Source organism: Marinococcus sp. LNHM5E3-2.1 (assembly GCF_056034365.1).
In genome coordinates, this window is record NZ_JBQLIB010000006.1 from 126,982 (window position 1) to 145,238 (window position 18,257).

An 18,257-nucleotide genomic window follows, 5' to 3' on the forward strand; every position below is an offset into this window, starting at 1 on the left:
GGTTTTTACCGCTCTATTCTGTCGAACGTTCTTCTTTCCATTCTTCCTTCGAAGCTTCTATCGCTTCGTCCCACGTATAATCACCGCTTAAGTAGCGCTGCATTTGAGAGCCGAGGAAACCATCCCATGCATTTGGATAGCTCAGTTTAATCCAGTTCAGTGTTTCATCGTTCTGAATGCTTTCGTTTACCTGCTGGGATAAGGGATCGGAAATTTGCGATGTATCGTAATCTTCATAGGCCGGTACAAAGTTAAAGTCATTTAAGACAGCATCTTTGCCGGTTTCAGAATTGTTCATCCAGTCCAGAAACGCCTCTGCTTCCTGGATGCTTTGATCATCGTTATCCTTGTTTACTGCCCAATAGTTCGGGACGCCGACCGGTATTTCTCCTTCATGCCCTTCCACCGGAATCGGCATCATGCCTATATCTTCGTTCGCAAACTCTTCATCTGCCTGAGCAAGCGACGGATACACCCAGTTCCCCTGCTGGATGATCGCGGTATCACCCTGGGCAAAATATTCCTCCACCTGCTGGGCATAGGTCATGCTGAGAACCGGAGTAATCGAATATTCCGCCTGTAAATCAAACATCCGCTGATACTCATCTTCGCGTTCGAAATCTACTGTTTCTGCCTCATATGCTTCTGTACCGCTTTCATTAAATTCAGGCGACAGATAAGCGTTGCCAAGATCGCCGCCAATGACCCAGGATTCTTTTCCTGGAAAAGCGAATACTCCGTCAATACCAAGCTCTTCTTTTTGGCTGTCCATTGTCTGTACCGCTGCTTCTAAATCTTCATATGTCTGAATGTCATCAGCATTAACTCCGGCCTCTTCAAAAATACGCTTATTATAAATCAGTCCATAGCCTTCGTAGTTGAACGGCAGTCCGTATATTTCGTTTCCTTCACTTACCTGCTCCAGAGTGCCATCAAGAGCTGTTTCAGCTGACTCGGTGTCCGATAAATCCTTCACATACTGATCAAACTGCTGCAGTTCCTTTGGGCCTCCAACACTAAATACATCCGGGGCATCTCCCGAAGAAAAACGTGATTTCAGCGTGCCCAGATAGTCTGATCCTCCGCCGACACTTGTAATCTGAATATTCACATCCGGATTTTCTTCTTCGTATTTCCTGGCCAGTTCTTCAAAGGCATCGTTAATTTCTACTTTTCCCGTCATGATTTCTACTTCTGTACGGTCATCATCTGCTCCAAACGATTCAAACGAGCAGCCGCTCAGTCCTAAAGCTGAAAAAGCGATTAAACAGAGGGCAGGTTTTTTCACGGTGCACACTCCCTTAGGCGTTCATTTTTTGTAAGTGCTTTCAAGTTGAATTATACGTATTTAAAATTATATGTCAAACGTTTTCATAAAAATAAGTCATATTATTCTCCTTCACTGTTTTTATTTTCATTAAAGCCTTTACAAATAAGCATTTTTAATAGATTATTTAATTATAAATTATAAGTTAACGTTTTCATAAAAGATGCCCTTGTGAAATAAGTTATAATAGAATTAGAAGAATGTTTGTTTGAGGGAGAGAAGGTGCCTATGTCCAGCATCAAAGATGTCGCAAAATTATCCGGGGTTTCCGTGACCACTGTTTCAAGAGTTATGAACAACCGCGGCTATATTGGAAAAGAAACAAGAAACCGGGTGGAAAAAGCTATGAAGGATCTTGATTACCAGCCGAACCAGATCGCCCGGTCGCTGCAGCGCAGCCGTTCGGGGTTAATCGGCGTAATTGTGCCGGACCTGGCACATCCATTCTTTTCTGAACTGATTAATGAAATTGAAGCTTACGCAATTGGCCGGCATTACAAAATCATCGTCTGTAATTCTCTGCACGATGCCGAAAAGGAAGCCAATTATATAAATATGCTCCGCCAGAACCGGGCGGACGGTATTATTGTATGCAGTCATACATTGTCTACCGAAAAATATGAACATGAAGAAATGCCGGTTATCTCCTTTGACCGCGTGATTTCCCCTTCTATTCCCTATGTCGCCAGTGATAACTATCAGGGCGGAGAGATTGCCACCAGACACCTCATTGAGAGCGGGTGCAAAAAAATCCTTCATATTTCGGGACCGCTCGAATACGACCTGCTTGCCAACCGACGCAAGGACGCCTTTGAATTAACAGCTATGAAAGCAGGCGTCGCTTATAGGAGTATCGAAGGTGCCTATATTGAAGCGACCTTTGAAGATAATTATAAATTTATTGAAGAACAGATCAGTACTGTTCTTAAAAATTATGACGGCATCTTCTGCAGTAACGATCTGCTCGCTTACGCGTTATATGTTTATGCCTCAAGACATCATATCCATGTACCTGATGAACTGAAAATTATCGGCTATGACAATCACAGCTTCACCCGTATGCTGCAGACACCCAGGCTGACTACCATTCAGCAGCCACTCGATAAATTGGGAGAATCGCTTGCGTTTTCCTTAATCAATAATATTGAACGGCAGGATGACCGTAAGCATAATCAAAACATCGTCCTCGACGTTCAGTTGATTAAAGGTGACACTACCTGAAAAATAATAAAACAACTTCCCTCTTGGAAAAGGCGGAAGTTGTTTTATTTGCTCTGCTTGTATAGGAAAACATGGACAGAAAGAAATTCAGCTGATATGATAAATATTGATTGATAATGATTATCACTACTGAATGACTTTTTAATGTTGAAAGAGGATAAAAATGCGTCAACAAACGGAACCCTCCACCTATAAAGACGATATTACTTCACGTCCTGTAACAGCTGTACTAATGTTTATTGCCGGCCTTCCTATACTTGGATTTATTTTTTTGCTTTCGATTTCTGTCGGCGCTGCAGACGTGGAAATTGGTACTGTTTGGAACGCATTGTTTCACTATGACGCTTCCCTGAATGATCACGTCGTGATCCGTGAGCTTCGTCTTCCAAGGGCTATCGCAGATATTATTGTCGGCGCCTGCTTCGCCGTAGCCGGAGCCATTATGCAGGGAATGACAAGAAATCCACTGGCCGAATCCGGGATTCTCGGCATCAACGCAGGTTCAATTTTTATGGTGGCAGTCTGTTTTGCATTTCTGCCGGGCCTTTCTTATAACCTGCTGATCGTTTTTTCTTTTTTAGGCGCGGCGATCAGCATGGGACTGATTTTTGGCATTGCTTCGCTTTCACGCATCGGCCTGACGCCTCTTCGTATGGTACTTGCCGGGGCGGCGATTAACGCCCTGTTCACTGCGTTAAGTGAAGGCATTGCCATTCACTTTGATCTCAGCCAGGATATTGCTTTCTGGTATGCCGGCGGACTGTCCGGCGTCCGGTGGGAACAGCTGCTGCCAGCCCTCCCGTGGATGGGGGGAGCGCTTGTATTTGCAGTCGCCCTATCGAGGTCTGTCACTATTTTAAGCCTTGGGGATGATATCGCTTCGGGTCTTGGGCAGCGTGTCGGCCTGATCAAATTACTCTGCACACTTGCCGTTTTGTTTCTCGCCGGCATTGCCGTGTCTATTGCGGGTCCTATTGGATTTGTCGGCCTCGTTATTCCTCACGTTGTCCGGTTTTTCGTAGGAGTCGACTACCGGGCTATCATTCCGTGCTCAATCGTCGTGGGCGGGATTTTTATGTCGCTCGCCGATATCGGTGCCCGGATTATTAATCCGCCGTACGAAACCCCTCTCGGCTCTTTATTCGCGCTTATCGGTGTGCCGTTCTTTTTATACATTGCGCGCCGCGAGAGGAGGGAGCTCTAAATGCATTCTATATTTTCCGGCGAATGGGAACGCAAGCGCCGCCGACGGCGCATTTTCGTATTCAGCTTCCTCGCCATTCTAATATTTATCGTACTGCTGTTCAGCATGAATTCCGGTGTTACCCCGCTGGGACCGTTTGAAGTGTTAAAGACGCTCTTCGGGTTTGGCGACAGCAACCAGAACCTCGTCCTATTTCAGTTCCGTCTTCCCCGGATCGTTATCGCGCTTCTTGTCGGAGCGGCTCTTGCCGTTTCAGGATGCGTACTGCAGGGAATCTCCCGTAACAGTCTGGCCGATCCGGGTATTCTCGGTATTACTACTGGAGCCGGTTTGTTTGTAGTTTTATATATTTCGTTTTTCAGCTCGATTGACGCCGCTTCTCCGTATCTACTTCCGGTATTCGCGCTTTTTGGCGGCCTGCTGGCTGCGGCATTAATTTATATTCTTGCCTACGACCGACAGCTCGGCCTCGTACCGATGAGAATGATACTGACTGGCATCGCAGTAGCTGCCGGGCTGAATGCACTGATGACCGTTCTCATGCTGCGTCTGCAGCCGGAGCAGTTTGACTTTGTCGCTATATGGCTGGCTGGAAGAATTTACGGGTCCACCTGGCCTTATGTATATTCGTTTCTTCCCTGGTTTATTATTTTATCGATTTTCATTTACTACCGGTGGCGCGCGCTCGATACTCTCACATTCGGCGAACAGATGGCAAAAGGGCTCGGCCTCCGGGTGGAAAAAGAGCGTCTTTTACTTACCTTCGCGTCAGTGGCGCTTGCGGCATCGGCTGTTTCTGTCAGCGGCGGCATTGGCTTTGTCGGACTGATTGCTCCTCATATAGCACGGAGGCTGATCGGCCCCAATCATGCGCTGGCTCTCCCTGCCTCGGCGCTTCTCGGAGGTCTTCTGCTTTTGTTTGCGGACACACTCGGCCGCACTATCATTCAACCTTCGGAAATTCATGCAGGGATTGTCGTTGCCGTTATTGGCGCTCCTTATTTCCTATACCTGCTTGCCAGAAGCAATGTCTAACTTTATCACCCTGAAAGGATGTTTATGCGATGATCGAAACAGATCAACTCCATATTGGTTATGATCAGCAGACAATCGTAAACGATTTAAATATTGAGATTCCTTCTGGTAAAATTACTGCGCTCGTCGGCGCAAATGGTTCCGGAAAGTCTACCATTCTAAAGGCCCTGTCCAGGCTGATGAAGCCCTCGAAGGGTGTCGTTTACTTAAACGGCAGCTCCATTCACAGCCAAAAAACAAAAGAACTCGCCAAACAGATGGCCATTCTTCCCCAAAACCCTGAAGCGCCGCAGGGCTTAACGGTTACGGAGCTTGTAACATACGGGCGGGCCCCCCATCAGCGCGGTTTTGGTTCCTTAAAAGCCCATGATAAAGAAATGATCGGCTGGGCAATTGAAATCACCGGCATGCGCGAATTCGCCAACCGCCCAATTGATCATTTATCCGGCGGGCAGCGCCAGCGGGCATGGATTGCCATGGCTCTGGCACAGGAAACCGACACCCTGTTCCTGGATGAGCCTACCACCTTTCTTGATATGGCCCATCAGATGGAAGTGCTGAACATTCTTGAAAAACTGAACGTCCAGGAGCACCGGACAATCGTAATGGTCGTGCATGATTTGAATCATGCCAGCCGCTACGCCCACCATATTGTTGCCATCAAACACGGTAATGTTGTAAAGACCGGCACTCCTCACGAGGTGATGGAAGCAGGAATTATCGAAAAAGTGTTTGGCATTAAAAGCGATATTATTAAAGATCCCCGTTCCGGAATGCCGCTCTGTCTTCCTTATAATTTATGCGAGGAACAGGGAGCCTCCCCAATATTTGGATCCTAAAAAGAGAGCCGTGCATTATTATGCCGGCTCTCTTTTGCTATAACCATTTTCTCAAATGCCACTCATCCCGGATAGTTATTCCGTTCACACCGACAAGCGGGATGGAGGGCTTATCCTCCCGGGCTCTCCTCGCAGCATCAACATGTACACTCGCCAGCTGAAACCCCCGGCGCCGGTAAAAACGAAGCGCGTATTCATTCTCATTTGTAATGACGACCCGCAGGTCTTTCACTCCCGCTTTTTTTAAATACTCTTCTGTATACATAAGCAGACGGCTCGCATGTCCCTGTTTCTCAATTATACTGTCCAGAGACACAATTAAACCGATGCTGCCTTCGTATGTATAAGTAATCGCTGCGGCAAGTACGCCCTCTTCCTGGACACAGAATCCTTCAAGCTCCGGCAGTACATACGTTTGATTATTAACATGCATTTCATTTGTTTCCCAGCAGGTGGCAAAAAAATCCTTTTTCTTCTGCCAGTCAATTTCTTTCATTGGTTGAATGTTCACAGCGTTTCCCCCTTTTCCCAATTGCTGGTCAATGTCCATTCCAGTCGTTTGATCCATCGGCGTTGAATAGCTTCCGGAGAACGTTTTACCCGGCCAAGTGCCCGGTAAATCACAGCAAGACTATAGGCTTTAATGTTTTCATCTGTAATCTTCATTGTACGAATATTTACGTACGTCTCTAAAAATGCACGACGGAGTTCTCTGTACCTTTCAGGGGCGTGGAATGCTGCGTTCCATAATGCCCAGCTGATGTCTATCATCGGATCGTTCCATCCGGCCCACTCCCAATCGATCAGGACTGCTCTATGGTTTTCGTTCAGAATCATATTGTGCGGCCCCGCATCTCCGTGAACAAACGTAATTTCCCCAGGTGTCCGTGCCTCCCAGGCTTCTACAGCCTGCTGATGCATGCCCCGTGGAGGCAGCGTATCTATACCCAGCTGCAAAGGCTCCGCATTCCGGTCATACTCCCGAACCTTCCCAGAGCGGCTGTGTACCTCAGAAGCAAGCACGGCAGCAAGCTTTTTATAGGCTTCAAGCCAGAGGGAAGAGTGAGGCGGCAGTTTAGAGATATTTTCTCCGCGGTGATAGCTTTGCATAAATGAAAAATAGCCCTCTGAATCCAGACAGCCCGCTGGAGCCGGGAGAAAGGATCCGCCCTGCAGCTGTTCGAGCACTTCATACTCCCTGCGCAGATAACTGCCGCGTCCTTTCTCAATTTTCAATACACGCTGTCCCGACGTCTGGGTAACCAAAAAGGTGTGGTGGCTGAACCCTCCCGTCAAACGTTCGCTCGCGAACGGGCCAATGATTTTTTCCCATTCCTTTTTTATATCTATCAGCATGTGTCATCTTCCATTCTGTCATTCTCTGTGTTCTGCTTTTTTCTTTCCCGTTCAGGCCCTTCCAGAACCATTTTTTACCCAAGGAGCAAAAAAAGACCCGGGACATTTCCCGGGCACCGGCTGTTTAACTTCCTACAAGCTTTAATGCTTCTTCGCCCTTAATACTGACGCTTACCTTCCCGTCGCTTTTTAATACCCTGGTAATGTTCGCTTTGCCAATCCGTGCACTGTTTCGTTCTGTATAAAAAATCATGCTGCGTACATCACAGTTCTCATACATTTCTTCAAACAGTTCGATGTGATGAGGGTTTTCAAGCTCTACATACCACACTTCTGCCGGCTCGTAATCATATACAGTTAAGAGTCCTTTATCGAACGTCAATGGTGTTTGTGCGTGTTCAAACTTCAGTCTCGTTAAGCGATACTCTTTCATCGGTAACGCCCCCCTTAATGAGTTCCAAAGACTTCTACTCCGGGTCTGTGTTTTATTGTTTTCCCTATTTTCACACATTTTAAAAGTGATTTAAAGCGCTTACATGCTTTTCTATCTCTCAGCTGTGTGCAGGGCAGCCGGTATAAGCGCTCATTCAGTCCCACAGGTATTTTTATTACTGTTTGCTTCCCAGGAGCCTCAGTTCTCCACTTCCTTTAAAGCTCACACTCACTCCCGAGCTGCTTTCTGTTACTCTGGTGACTTTAGCGAAGCCGATTCTTGCGCTGTGGCCATCAGTAAAAAACACCACTTCCTCTTCTGTATCTTTTTTTTTCCATTCATGTAATAATTCCAACTCTGAAGGCTGTTCAATCTCGGCATACCATATACTGGCTTCATCGTCATAAATGGTCAGCGATCCCCGTGAAATATTGATCGTTTTTGCTGAATGTTCGAGCTTTATTTTTGTGAGACGGAATTCCTGCATGAGGTTAGAACCCTTTCTGCGATTATTTGCGGTATTGCTTCAGTTCGTCGTATACAATGGCAGTATACAGGGTATGTGAGATAGTATATTGTTTTTGATATCAGCTCCTTTTACTTTTTTACATACATTTGCGATAGTTCTCGCTTTTTCTCCGTGATATGCTGTATCTTTCAGCATTTCTGACACTAAAATTAACAGTTGACGCAGGTGATAATGATGAATCAGCACTTTGAATGGGTGAATATCGCCAAAGGTCTCGGCATAATTCTCGTTGTCCTCGGGCACGCTCCTATTGATGATATTCTACGCCAGTATATTTTCGCCTTTCATATGCCTTTGTTCTTTCTTTTATCCGGGGTTACATTTAAAGGCGGTTATACTGATCTTCGGCCGGTCGATTTCGCCAGGAAAAAAGGCCGCTCACTGCTTATACCTTATTTTACCTTCTCCATCATTACATATACATTCTGGTTTTTTCTCGAGCGTCCTCTTCTGGGTAAAGATGACGTTGACGCTATTATTCCCGCTCTTGGCATCTTTTACTCTGCCGGAGACAACTACCTGCTCACCTACAATCCGGCTATATGGTTTTTGACCTGCCTGTTTGTAGTCGAGGTTGGCTTTTACCTGCTGCTCAAATACGTGCCGTGGAACATTGTCCGCGTTTTCAGCATTGTTGCTGTCGCTGCGGCAGGATATTTTTCCACGCGCTGGTTTGACTCTATGCTCCCCTGGAGTATTCAAGTAGCTACTGTGGCTGTATTATTTTTTGGACTCGGTTATTTATTAAAGGCCCACACAAAAATATTCGAACACTCCTTCGGCTGGGTGGCGGCGGCCGTAACACTGAGTTTGATTTATCCGCTCATTCAATTTACAAACCGGATCGACATGCGCTCCGGGGAATACGAGTCTATTCCTTTATTCATTTCCACTTCTCTGCTCGGCATTGCGGGTATTTTATTTTTAAGCTTCCGTCTGGCAGGAAAAAGCCGCATCCTCAGTTATTTGGGACAGAACTCACTGATCATTTTCGCTTTACATTTTATGATTTTCGCCATCATTCGTATCACGCTTCAATACGGCTTCAGTATTGAAGGCAATCCTATGCCTATTACTTCTTTATGGGGAATTATGTTTACTGTAGTTACGCTTATCATCAGTGTGCCATTCGTATATTTAATTAAAAACAAAGCTCCATTTCTTATCGGCAAATAACACCCCGGCCTCCTTCTGGACCGAAAACTGTAAACAATCAAATACCTGTGTTAAGATAATACGTATTGGCTCTTACGAAGCAACTTTTAAGGAAGGTCGATGCATGAAAAGACAAACACCAAAGAAAAAATTACAATACTGGATTTTAAGCCTTTTGGGTCTTTTCGCTGCAGGATTTTCTGCGTTTATCCTCTACACAAGCTGGCACGAGGACCGCTCGGTAATGTCCGTAGTGACAAACCTTGCTGACGGCTCAACCGGCAAAGACGGGCCTTATCCGGACAGGCCGGAGTACCAGCTTCCCGAAGAAACTGAGGCCCGTTATGATTACGAAAAAATGACATTAAACGGCATGGACAACTATGTACTCGATAACGAACAGCCCGCAGAAAAGAAAATCATTTATCTGCACGGGGGCGGCTATGTCAGTCAGCCGAACCCCCGTCATTTTCAGTGGCTTGCAGGAGTGCAGGATAAGACCGACAGCACGGTAATGCTTCCTGTTTATCCGAAAGCCCCGCAGCATCAATATGAAGAGACCTTCGAAAAGCTGGTGCCTCTCTATATGCAGACACTTGAGAACACAGAAGCTGAAAATATTATCATTATGGGGGACTCCGCCGGCGGGGGACTGGCTCTTGCACTTGCCCAGGAGCTAAACCGCCAGGGCATCGAACAGCCGGGAGATATTATCATGCTTTCTCCGTGGCTTGACGTCAGCATGACAAATCCCGGCATCCAGGATTTAACTTCGGTAGATCCTTTTCTTGATCTGGAATGGCTGCTGAACGCCGGAGCTTCCTATGCCGGAGACGCCGATTTGAGAAATCCGATGGTAAGTCCGATTTATGGAGATATGACCGGACTTGGAGATATGACTTTAATTGTTGGCACTCATGAATTGTTTCTTGCGGATGCCCGGAAGTTTTCTGAGATTACCGACGAGAAAAACATTCCCATCAACTACTATGAGTATCCGGAAATGCCTCATGTGTTTCAGCTCCAAGACACCGATGAAGGCCGCCGGGCCACACAGCAGATAGTTAACATCATTAACGACGATGCAGAGGATACCTCCACCACAAATTAAGGTGGAGGTATTTTTGTGGTTAATGAGAGAATTTTTTTCAATAAAAAAACGCACTCCGGGAGGTGCGCCTGCTTTAAAAATCCAGTTCGTCCTTATCACGGAAAAACTTTCCGTTTGGTCCATCTTCGTCAAGCTGGGCAAGCCACAAAATACCTTCCATTGCTTCAGCCGGCTTTCGCTTAGCTTTTTGTCCGCCCAAATCAGTCTGTACCCATCCCGGGCTGACCGAATTCACTTTTACATCTTTTTTCCGTACCGCTCCGGCGAACAGCCGTGTCAGAGCATTTAATCCATATTTAGAGGATTTATACGCGCCACCCATCGGGGCATCCATAGTGCCGGAAACTCCGATTTCAGCAGCTATATTTACGATACGTCCATAGCCTGCTTCGAGCATGGAGGGCATAAAGCTCCTCATCGTAAAAAACGGTCCGAAATAATTTGTTAATTGAATGTCTTCGAACGTCTCTGGTTCAATATCAACGATAGACTGCTTTTGATCCGGAAAAATTCCGGCGTTATTTACAAGCACATCGAGTTTTCCGTCTTCGTCCAGAATGTGTTTTTTCACCGCCTCCACCATATCAGGGAGACCGACATCGAGTGCAATAAACTGCACGTCGAGGTCTTCGTCCTGTAATGCTTTTGCTGCTTCCCTGCCCGCATTTCCGTCTCTTGCTCCAAGCCATACTTTGAAGCCGTTTTGAGCTAACTGCCGGCAGGCTTCCAGTCCAATACCGCGATTCCCGCCAGTCACCAGGGCGTTTTTTTTCATTATATACTCCTCCTCCCAGTCTACATGCTCCCCTATACCCGAAGGAAGAGCAGCCTAGTCCGGGAAGCAGGGTAATAAAATAGATATATTCCATGTACGTTAAATCTGAAAACAGCAAGCTGTTTTACATACTTCCAAGGCCATGGGCCGCCCAGGCGAAAAAGCTATTTAAAACAGCAAGCATCAGCAGCACCCCTGAAAATCTTTGGTTATTTCTCCACTCCCATGCAGCGCCAATAAAACCTACGCCGGCGGAAACCACCCAGACAGAAATGAATATTTTTTCCACTGCAGCCTGAGGCAGTATAGTATAAAAACCTGTAAGAAACAGCGCCCACTGCGTAGCAAGTATACCTAACGCTGCAATGCTGAACTTTTTTATTTTCCCACTTTTTTGAACTGTCTGGTATGAACTGCCGCACATGACATTTCCTCCTAATTAAATCAGCTGGCAGAATTTTATCTTTTAATCACTATGCAGGTAACGGTATAGATCGGTATCGATTTCTTCCTTTAATTGAAGCTTCAGCCGCACAACTGGAATTGATTTTCCGTTTTTATCCTGCATGGATGTATCTTCTGCCGTATGCTTCAGCGGGCTTGCTTCGCCCATGTAATAAAACTCACGGCCCTCGTCATCGTCTTTTTTCACAAAGATATAAATGCGGTTACCGTGTTCATCCGCATCGATAATTTCCTGCACTTCCCTGGAGGCAGTGGTTCGGTTGCTCCTTGTATACCACTGCAGCTCTTTGCGGCTAATAAACTCATCCTCGTAATTAATATTTGCTTCCACATCTTCCGGCTTATGGTACGTAATAAAAATAGGGGTCGTGCCGTATTTCGTTTTATAGCCATATATGGTTGAGCTTTCATCGTTTTCCCAGTTCAGCAGCCGGCATACGTCCTTACGTGAATACTTCTGGTACAGCGTAAACGGCGGCCTGCCGTATTGTTCATTCTTCATCTCCGCACAGGAGAGCACGTCTGCCGCAAGCACACTGAACCAGGACGAACCGGCGAGCGCTTCTTTCATCGCAGTGTGCCATATGATTGTTCCTCTGTCCTCTTCAATCAGTGGGGTTCTGCCGTACCTTTTCTGATAAGGCTCTGTGAAAAAATCCGTTGTTAAAAGCCTCTTCACTGAGACGGCCGCTGCCTTTGGACCAACGTCCCCCGACGCCTGCACAATACGCTCTATTTCTGCTGTCGTAATGCGGCCATGCTTGAGAAGATGCCGCAGTACCTCCATTTCATGCCGGCGTTTTCCGTTAATAAATTCCGCCGAAATGAGGTATAGGAGCTGATCCTCAAGCGGAGACAGCCGCGGGACCTCTTCCTTCAATTTGACCAGAAAACGGTGATAGCTTCCATATTTAGAAGTGATCACTTCCGGATCCACGGCATTCTGCTGTAGAAAATCTTTTAAAAGTGGCATCCGTCCGATACGCTGCTTTACATTCGTATAAGATTCCTTCAGCTTTCGCATTTCCTGTAGGTTCGTCTGATCGATAGCAGCAAACACCTTTTTTTTAGCAACCTCTTCAAAATTAATGGAGGAAACTCCCTGCACAAAGCTATTGGTCTGCATCCGCCGGCGGATATGATCTTTATTCAGCGAACGGTCGCCGGAAAGTGCCACCGGAATCAGATAGTTATTTTTATAATTGCCGATAAAATCCACGACGGTTACGAAATCCTTAGTGGGGGCTTTGCGGAGTCCTCTACCAAGCTGCTGGGTAAAGACAATGCTCGACTGCGTCTGCCGGAGCATGACGACCTGATTCACACTCGGTATATCAATACCTTCATTGAAGATGTCCACGGTAATAATGTATTCAATCACGCCGTTCTCAAGACGGTTCACCTGCTTCCACCGCTCGTCCTGCGAATGAGCCCCGGTCAGCACTACGGTGCTCCGCCCTTTTTGGTTCATGAGGGCAGAAAGCTCTTCTGCCTCCCGGTTGCGGCTGCAAAAAATCAGGCCACGCACTGTCTCCCCGGAATGACCATAATAATGAATTTTTTCGAGCAGGTGTTCTACTCGCTCCTCCGAGACAAGCCGGCTCAAATCTGTCGTCTGATCAATCACTTCTCCGTCCTTCTCATAATCGGTCACCCCAAAATAATGAAAAGGGCAGAGCATTTCTTCTTCAAGCGCTTCCTGCAGCCGTATTTCATACGCCACCTGGTAGTCAAACAGAGCGAAAATATTCACATCATCGCTTCGCTCCGGTGTCGCTGTCATACCAAGTAAAAATGATGGCTGAAAATAATCGATAACTTTTTGATACGATGCAGCCCCTGCTTTATGTACCTCATCGATTAAAATATAATCAAACGCTTCAGGGTCGAACCCGTGCAGATGGATATCTCTTGAAATTGTTTGTATCGTTGCAAACATGTACCGGGCCTCCGTGTTCTGGCCAGCGCCGGTATATAACCCGAAATCCTCTGTGCGGCCGCCGAGAACTTCGGCGAAGTCGTCCTTTGCTTTCCGGAGAATCTGCTCCCGGTGTACGATAAACAGCATCTTCCGGGGCCGGTACTTTCTCACATCGAACGCGGCCAGATACGTTTTTCCGGTACCTGTTGCTGAGATAACGAGCCCCTTTTGCTGCCCCTCTGTTCTCAAGGCCTCCAGTTCTTTCAAAGCCGCCTGCTGCATTTTATTCGGCTTGATTTCCAGTGCTTCCTTCATTGCGTTCCGGTCAATCCAGGCTGGAGAAAGCTCGGCAATCTTCTCCTGGGCCTGCGGGCGATACAGCTGCTGATACTTTTCTATCCATTCCTCCGTTAACGGAATCGCCTGCGACCAGGTATCCTCAAACTGCTCCCGGAAGTGATGAATCACTTCTCCATTTTCATGAGAATGCAGCTTAATGTTCCATTCATAGTTCACCTTCAACGCATGCACCGTCAGATTTGAGCTCCCGACCATCAGTGAATAGTGGTCGTTATGCTTAAATACATATCCTTTGGAATGAAACCCGTCGATTTCAGCTAAGCGCACTTCTACATTCGTAATTTTCAGCAGCTCCTGAAAGACCTTCGGCTGATTAAACTGAAGAAAAGTGGACGTAAGTATTCTTCCATGCACACCGCGCTCTTTCAGCTCCAGCAGGTGTGTTTTCAAGGTGGCCAGGCCGCTTTCCGTAATAAAGGCGACGGAAAAGAAAAAAGATTCACATCGTTGCAATTCATGAACAAGTGTAGCAAGCACCTCCTCATGCTTTTTTTTATCATTCATCAAAAGCTTTGGTGCATAAGGGCTGCGCTCGTAGCTGTTCTGGTCAATAAAGCCGCGGTATAACGATTCCTGTAATTGACGTACTGTATCCATCATCAATCTCCTGCCTATGTTTGTAATAAAAACTACTGAGTAATTTTATGAATGGCAGGAATATCTGCCGGCGCCCAGTCCAATTCATGCAGACTTTCTTTATGTACCCATTTGATTGTACGGTGTTCCGTAAGTGTCGGTTCTTCTCCAGTAAGCCTGCAATAAAACGTGGTTAAGTGCACAATCCCGAAATCGTATTCATGCGTTGTTTCCTCAATTTTGCCTTCAATACTGATACCGCATTTCATTTCTTCCCTGATTTCTCTTTGCAGCGCCTGCTCCGGCGTTTCCCCTGCTTCAATTTTCCCGCCCGGGAATTCCCATTTCAATGGAAGAGTTTTCGTCTGCCCGCGCTGAGCGCAAAGAATCCACTCTTTGTCGTAAATGACTGCTCCCACCACATAGATATCTTTTTTCATTTTACCTCTGCCCTTCTGAATGGAGATGCGTTCTGACTTCTTTTTACCAGCTTACTATACTTTCCATTTTTCAGGCAAAGATGATTCATAAAAAACCTCCAGCCCGGAGGCCGAAGGCGTTGACTTAGTCATTGTATTCTTTTTCAAATGTTTTCGTGCTTCTTACTGTATCAATCGGCCGCACAGACGCCTCGATCTGTTCGCGCTGCGGTTCGAGCATCGGCGGCAGGGCGAGATTTTCTCCGAGGGTCTCATATGGTTCATCTCCCATGAATCCCGGTCCATCCGTCGCAAATTCAAATAAAATCTGTGGTGCCACCTGAGAGTAAAGTGATTCAAAATAATGCCGGTTCACGTACCCAGATGTACGGAAGCGGAAATCCGCCATTCGCTGGATCCAGGCGTCGAGCTCCTCGCGATCCTTCACCCGGAATGCCGAGTGATGCACAGTGCCGTAGCCCTGACGTGCCGGCGGAAGAACCGCATTGTATTCGACGATCACCTGGGCGCCGTTTCCTCCTTCTCCGACCTCAAATAAACGAAATGAGCCGTCATGTCCGATTTCTTTAAACATGAGCACTCGCTCCATCATTTCTTTAAAATAGTCAATGTTATCGATACGGACATAAATGGGCCCAAGCCCCGTAATCGCGTACTCATCTGGGATAGGACCGCTTTTCCACGGCTTTCCTGCCGGCACTCCTTCATTATTTTCATCAGAAACAAGTTCATACTGCTGTTCATCAAAATCAACGAATGGGAGACGTTTTTTGCCAAAGCGTTCGTAAATGCCCTGGTGCTTAACATCTTTTCGGTCAAATCGTTTTTCCCAATATGCCAGAGCCTCATCACTTGGCACCCGGAACGATGTTCGCGCGATCTCGTTTGTGCCATGTGTGCCTTTAGGGATACCTGGAAAATCAAAAAAAGTCATATCTGTGCCGGCATTTCCTTCATCATCAGCAAAAAACAAATGATACGTCTGAATATCGTCCTGATTGACGGTTTTTTTGATAAGTCTCATGCCTAATACGTACGTAAAGAACTCATAATTTTTTTCTGCACTGCTCGTAATAGCTGTTACATGGTGCAGTCCTCTGATTCCTTCCACCCTGCGTTCCTCCTTTGTTCCTAATGCTTTATTAGATTCCATATAAAAGGGGCGCGTGCGCCCCTTTTTGACTACTGCTGCTCCATACCTTTTTTCACCCATGAAGCTACTGTCACTGTACGCTTCGCCTGATGCTTGACAGCTTCTTCAATGTCTTCCTGCATGTTGCCCTCCTGGTCGACCGTTACACTCGTCCCATAAGGGTTGCCGCCGGAAGCGAACGTGACTGGATCTGTGTAGCCCGGAGAAGCGATAATGGCTCCCCAGTGCATCATCGTCGTATATAGGTTTTTCACTGTGGCTTCCTGTCCGCCATGTGGGTTCTGGGCGGAGGACATGCCACTTACAACTTTATTGACCAACTGACCATTCATCCACAGGCCGCCGGTAGTATCAATAAACTGCTTCATCTGCGCCGGCAGGTTGCCAAAACGCGTCGGCATACTGAAAATAAAGGCATCTGCCCATTCCAGATCAGCAAGTGTGGCCTCAGGAATGTGGGAGGTATCTTCGAGATGCTGCTTCCACGCCGGGTTTGCATGTACCGCTTCGTCAGGAGCAAGCTCCGGAACACGGACGAGCTTCGCTTCCGCCCCGGCTGCTTCTGTACCTTCCACGGCCCATTGTCCCATTGTATAGTTTGTGCCTGTTGCGCTGTAATAAATGACTGCTACTTTTACGTTTTCCATTGCTTCATCGCTCCTTGTATTTTGTTTCAAAAAATCAAATAGTCCCACTTTCGTGCACCACCATTTCTTTTATTCCTGCATGCTTTCTGGTATAAGGATGCGTGCTCCATTCACACACGAGAGTCAATTAAGTTAAAGTACCGAGCGTTTATACCAGGCAGCCGCCTGCTCCACTTCTTCTCTTGTCAGCTGATGGCCGCCGGCCTCCCAATGCAGGGTGACTTCAGCACCAGCTGCTTCAAGCATTTTCGCCAGTTCCTCTGTTTCTTCCGGGCGGCAGATCGGGTCATTTTTTCCCGCTCCTATAAACACAGGCAGGCCTGTTAAATCCGGAAGCTGTATGCCTCGGCGGGGCACCATCGGATGAAAAAGAGCCGCCCCTTTTACCGGCTCTTCGTAATGAAAAAGCAGGTTCGCAGCAATGTTGGCGCCATTGGAATACCCAACAGCCACCACGTTCTTCCGGTCAAAGGAATGCTCTGCAGAAGCGGTATCTATAAATCCATAAAGCTCCTCCGTCTGTTTCATTAAATCTTCTTCATCAAACACGCCTTCGGCCAATCGTTTAAAGAATCTTGGCATGCCATTTTCCGTAATATTTCCGCGCACCCCAAGCACCGAAGCGGAATCATCTATCATTCCCGCCACCGGTAATAGATCGTTTTCTGTTCCCCCTGTCCCGTGAAGAAGCATGAATGTTGGTTTGCTCTGGTCAGTTCCCTGCTGAAAAATGTGTTTCACTATAATCCTCCTTTATTCTGATGCATGCACCGGTTCCAGTGACGCTTCAATCTGCTCCCGCCTTGGCTCCAGCCAGACCGGCAGCTTCAATTCCTCTCCCAGCTGTTCGAACGGCTCGTCCCGGGTAAACCCCGGGGGATCGGTCGCAATCTCAAACAACAGACCACCATGCTCCCGGAAATAGAGGGCTTTGAAATAATCACGGTCCTTCACTTCCGTAGTTGCGTAGCCATGGGCCGTCATGTGCTGCTGCCATTCGAGCTGGTCCGCGTCGTCCTGAGCCCGGAAAGCTATATGGTGCACAGTACCTGTCCCGAGTTCTCCCCTTGGAACGGGTGCTGTACTGATCTCAATGGTATTCCCGAAAGGAGCTTCGGTCTGGAAACGGAGATACGTCCCCTCCTGGCCCACATACTTCATTCCCATCACCTGCCCGAGAAGATCAGCTGTCTGGTGAGGTGCCCCGGAATTCAGTACCGCCCCGGCAAATCCCTGTATAGCGTAACCATCAGGCACCCTGGAAGAACTGTTCCCCGCCGGCGGACGTTCCGTCAGCTCCAGATGAAGACCGTGTGGGTCCTGAAAGCGAAGGTACGTTTCGTTATATCTTCCGAATTGTTCGACTTTCACCCCGAGAGCGGTGAGGCGTTCTTTCCAGAAGGTAAGACTCCCGAAAGGTACAGCAAACACTGTGGTATCCACCTGGCCGCTGCCAGTCCGGCCTCTATGTGCCTGATTCCAGGGGAAAAACGTCATAATGGTGCCCGGCGAACCTTCACTGTCACCAAAATACAGATGATACGTGCCGGGATCATCAAAATTTACGGTTTTCTTAACAAGCCGTAAACCAAGGACTTCTAAATAAAAGGAAATATTTTCTTTTGGATTTTCTACGATAGCTGTAATGTGATGAATACCAGCGGTTTTTTTATTCATATTCATCCTCTCTTCACTATTATTTCGAAACCA

At 47.1% G+C, this 18,257-nt stretch carries 19 protein-coding genes; 6 read left to right on the forward strand and 13 right to left on the reverse strand.

Annotated features, from left to right (window positions below; translation table 11 throughout):
- Nucleotides 1-13: 13 nt before the first annotated feature.
- On the reverse strand, nt 14-1,288 hold the full coding sequence (locus tag ACTRXH_RS09110) for an ABC transporter substrate-binding protein (protein WP_474281799.1): 1,275 nt from the start codon (nt 1,286-1,288) through the stop codon (nt 14-16).
- A 267-nt stretch (nt 1,289-1,555) separates the two neighbouring features.
- On the opposite strand from ACTRXH_RS09110, the gene ACTRXH_RS09115 reads away from it, so the two are divergent.
- The 4 genes from ACTRXH_RS09115 (at nt 1,556) to ACTRXH_RS09130 (ending at nt 5,626) form a co-directional block, all read left to right on the forward strand.
- A complete protein-coding gene (locus ACTRXH_RS09115) occupies nt 1,556-2,548 on the forward strand; it encodes a LacI family DNA-binding transcriptional regulator (RefSeq protein ID WP_474262490.1) in 993 nt (330 codons plus the stop codon).
- Nucleotides 2,549-2,711: 163 nt separating this feature from the next.
- Nucleotides 2,712-3,752 carry a FecCD family ABC transporter permease gene (locus tag ACTRXH_RS09120; protein ID WP_474262491.1) on the forward strand — a complete coding sequence of 347 codons (1,041 nt, stop codon included), beginning with the start codon at nt 2,712-2,714 and terminating at the stop codon, nt 3,750-3,752.
- On the forward strand, nt 3,753-4,787 hold the full coding sequence (locus ACTRXH_RS09125) for a FecCD family ABC transporter permease (protein WP_474262492.1): 1,035 nt from the start codon (nt 3,753-3,755) through the stop codon (nt 4,785-4,787).
- A 29-nt stretch (nt 4,788-4,816) separates the two neighbouring features.
- Nucleotides 4,817-5,626, forward strand: coding sequence for an ABC transporter ATP-binding protein (locus ACTRXH_RS09130; protein WP_474281801.1), 810 nt, complete (start codon nt 4,817-4,819; stop codon nt 5,624-5,626).
- Nucleotides 5,627-5,663: 37 nt separating this feature from the next.
- On the opposite strand, the gene ACTRXH_RS09135 is transcribed toward ACTRXH_RS09130, so the two are convergent.
- The 4 genes from ACTRXH_RS09135 to ACTRXH_RS09150 form a co-directional block, all read right to left on the reverse strand.
- Entirely contained in the window at nt 5,664-6,137 is a 474-nt protein-coding gene (locus ACTRXH_RS09135; RefSeq protein ID WP_474262494.1) for a GNAT family N-acetyltransferase, read from the reverse strand.
- Complete coding sequence (locus tag ACTRXH_RS09140; protein WP_474278837.1) at nt 6,134-6,982, reverse strand: phosphotransferase family protein; 849 nt, start codon at nt 6,980-6,982, stop codon at nt 6,134-6,136. Before ACTRXH_RS09140 ends, ACTRXH_RS09135 begins: the two co-directional genes overlap by 4 nt.
- A 124-nt stretch (nt 6,983-7,106) precedes the next feature.
- Nucleotides 7,107-7,415, reverse strand: a complete 309-nt coding sequence (locus tag ACTRXH_RS09145) for a hypothetical protein (RefSeq protein ID WP_322526122.1) — start codon at nt 7,413-7,415, stop codon at nt 7,107-7,109.
- A gap of 175 nt (nt 7,416-7,590) precedes the next feature.
- Nucleotides 7,591-7,902 (reverse strand): hypothetical protein, encoded by a 312-nt coding sequence (locus ACTRXH_RS09150; protein WP_462865071.1) that lies wholly within the window; start codon nt 7,900-7,902, stop codon nt 7,591-7,593.
- Nucleotides 7,903-8,115: 213 nt separating this feature from the next.
- Here ACTRXH_RS09150 and ACTRXH_RS09155 point away from each other — a divergent pair, with 213 nt between their 5' ends.
- Both ACTRXH_RS09155 and ACTRXH_RS09160 read left to right on the forward strand, forming a co-directional pair.
- A complete protein-coding gene (locus tag ACTRXH_RS09155; protein ID WP_474281803.1) occupies nt 8,116-9,120 on the forward strand; it encodes an acyltransferase family protein in 1,005 nt (334 codons plus the stop codon).
- 103 nt (nt 9,121-9,223) lie between these two features.
- The gene (locus tag ACTRXH_RS09160; protein WP_474281805.1) at nt 9,224-10,210 is read left to right on the forward strand and encodes an alpha/beta hydrolase fold domain-containing protein; all 987 of its coding nucleotides are present in this window, start codon (nt 9,224-9,226) and stop codon (nt 10,208-10,210) included.
- A 73-nt stretch (nt 10,211-10,283) separates the two neighbouring features.
- Here ACTRXH_RS09160 and ACTRXH_RS09165 read toward each other — a convergent pair whose 3' ends face one another.
- The 8 genes from ACTRXH_RS09165 to ACTRXH_RS09200 all read right to left on the reverse strand — a co-directional run bounded on the left by ACTRXH_RS09165 (nt 10,284) and on the right by ACTRXH_RS09200 (nt 18,224).
- Complete coding sequence (locus ACTRXH_RS09165) at nt 10,284-10,985, reverse strand: SDR family NAD(P)-dependent oxidoreductase (RefSeq protein ID WP_474281807.1); 702 nt, start codon at nt 10,983-10,985, stop codon at nt 10,284-10,286.
- 124 nt (nt 10,986-11,109) lie between these two features.
- Nucleotides 11,110-11,409: a hypothetical protein gene (locus ACTRXH_RS09170; RefSeq protein WP_474281809.1), complete on the reverse strand. Its 300-nt coding sequence runs from the start codon at nt 11,407-11,409 to the stop codon at nt 11,110-11,112.
- A gap of 42 nt (nt 11,410-11,451) precedes the next feature.
- Entirely contained in the window at nt 11,452-14,331 is a 2,880-nt protein-coding gene (locus ACTRXH_RS09175; protein WP_474262501.1) for a DEAD/DEAH box helicase, read from the reverse strand.
- A 29-nt stretch (nt 14,332-14,360) separates the two neighbouring features.
- On the reverse strand, nt 14,361-14,747 hold the full coding sequence (locus ACTRXH_RS09180; protein WP_474262502.1) for a (deoxy)nucleoside triphosphate pyrophosphohydrolase: 387 nt from the start codon (nt 14,745-14,747) through the stop codon (nt 14,361-14,363).
- A gap of 124 nt (nt 14,748-14,871) precedes the next feature.
- Nucleotides 14,872-15,858, reverse strand: coding sequence for a ring-cleaving dioxygenase (locus ACTRXH_RS09185; protein WP_474262503.1), 987 nt, complete (start codon nt 15,856-15,858; stop codon nt 14,872-14,874).
- 71 nt (nt 15,859-15,929) lie between these two features.
- On the reverse strand, nt 15,930-16,547 hold the full coding sequence (gene wrbA / locus ACTRXH_RS09190) for an NAD(P)H:quinone oxidoreductase (RefSeq protein ID WP_474262504.1): 618 nt from the start codon (nt 16,545-16,547) through the stop codon (nt 15,930-15,932).
- A gap of 132 nt (nt 16,548-16,679) precedes the next feature.
- Nucleotides 16,680-17,288 carry an alpha/beta hydrolase gene (locus tag ACTRXH_RS09195; RefSeq protein ID WP_474262505.1) on the reverse strand — a complete coding sequence of 203 codons (609 nt, stop codon included), beginning with the start codon at nt 17,286-17,288 and terminating at the stop codon, nt 16,680-16,682.
- A 12-nt stretch (nt 17,289-17,300) separates the two neighbouring features.
- Nucleotides 17,301-18,224 carry a ring-cleaving dioxygenase gene (locus tag ACTRXH_RS09200; RefSeq protein ID WP_474281811.1) on the reverse strand — a complete coding sequence of 308 codons (924 nt, stop codon included), beginning with the start codon at nt 18,222-18,224 and terminating at the stop codon, nt 17,301-17,303.
- Nucleotides 18,225-18,257: the final 33 nt, after the last annotated feature.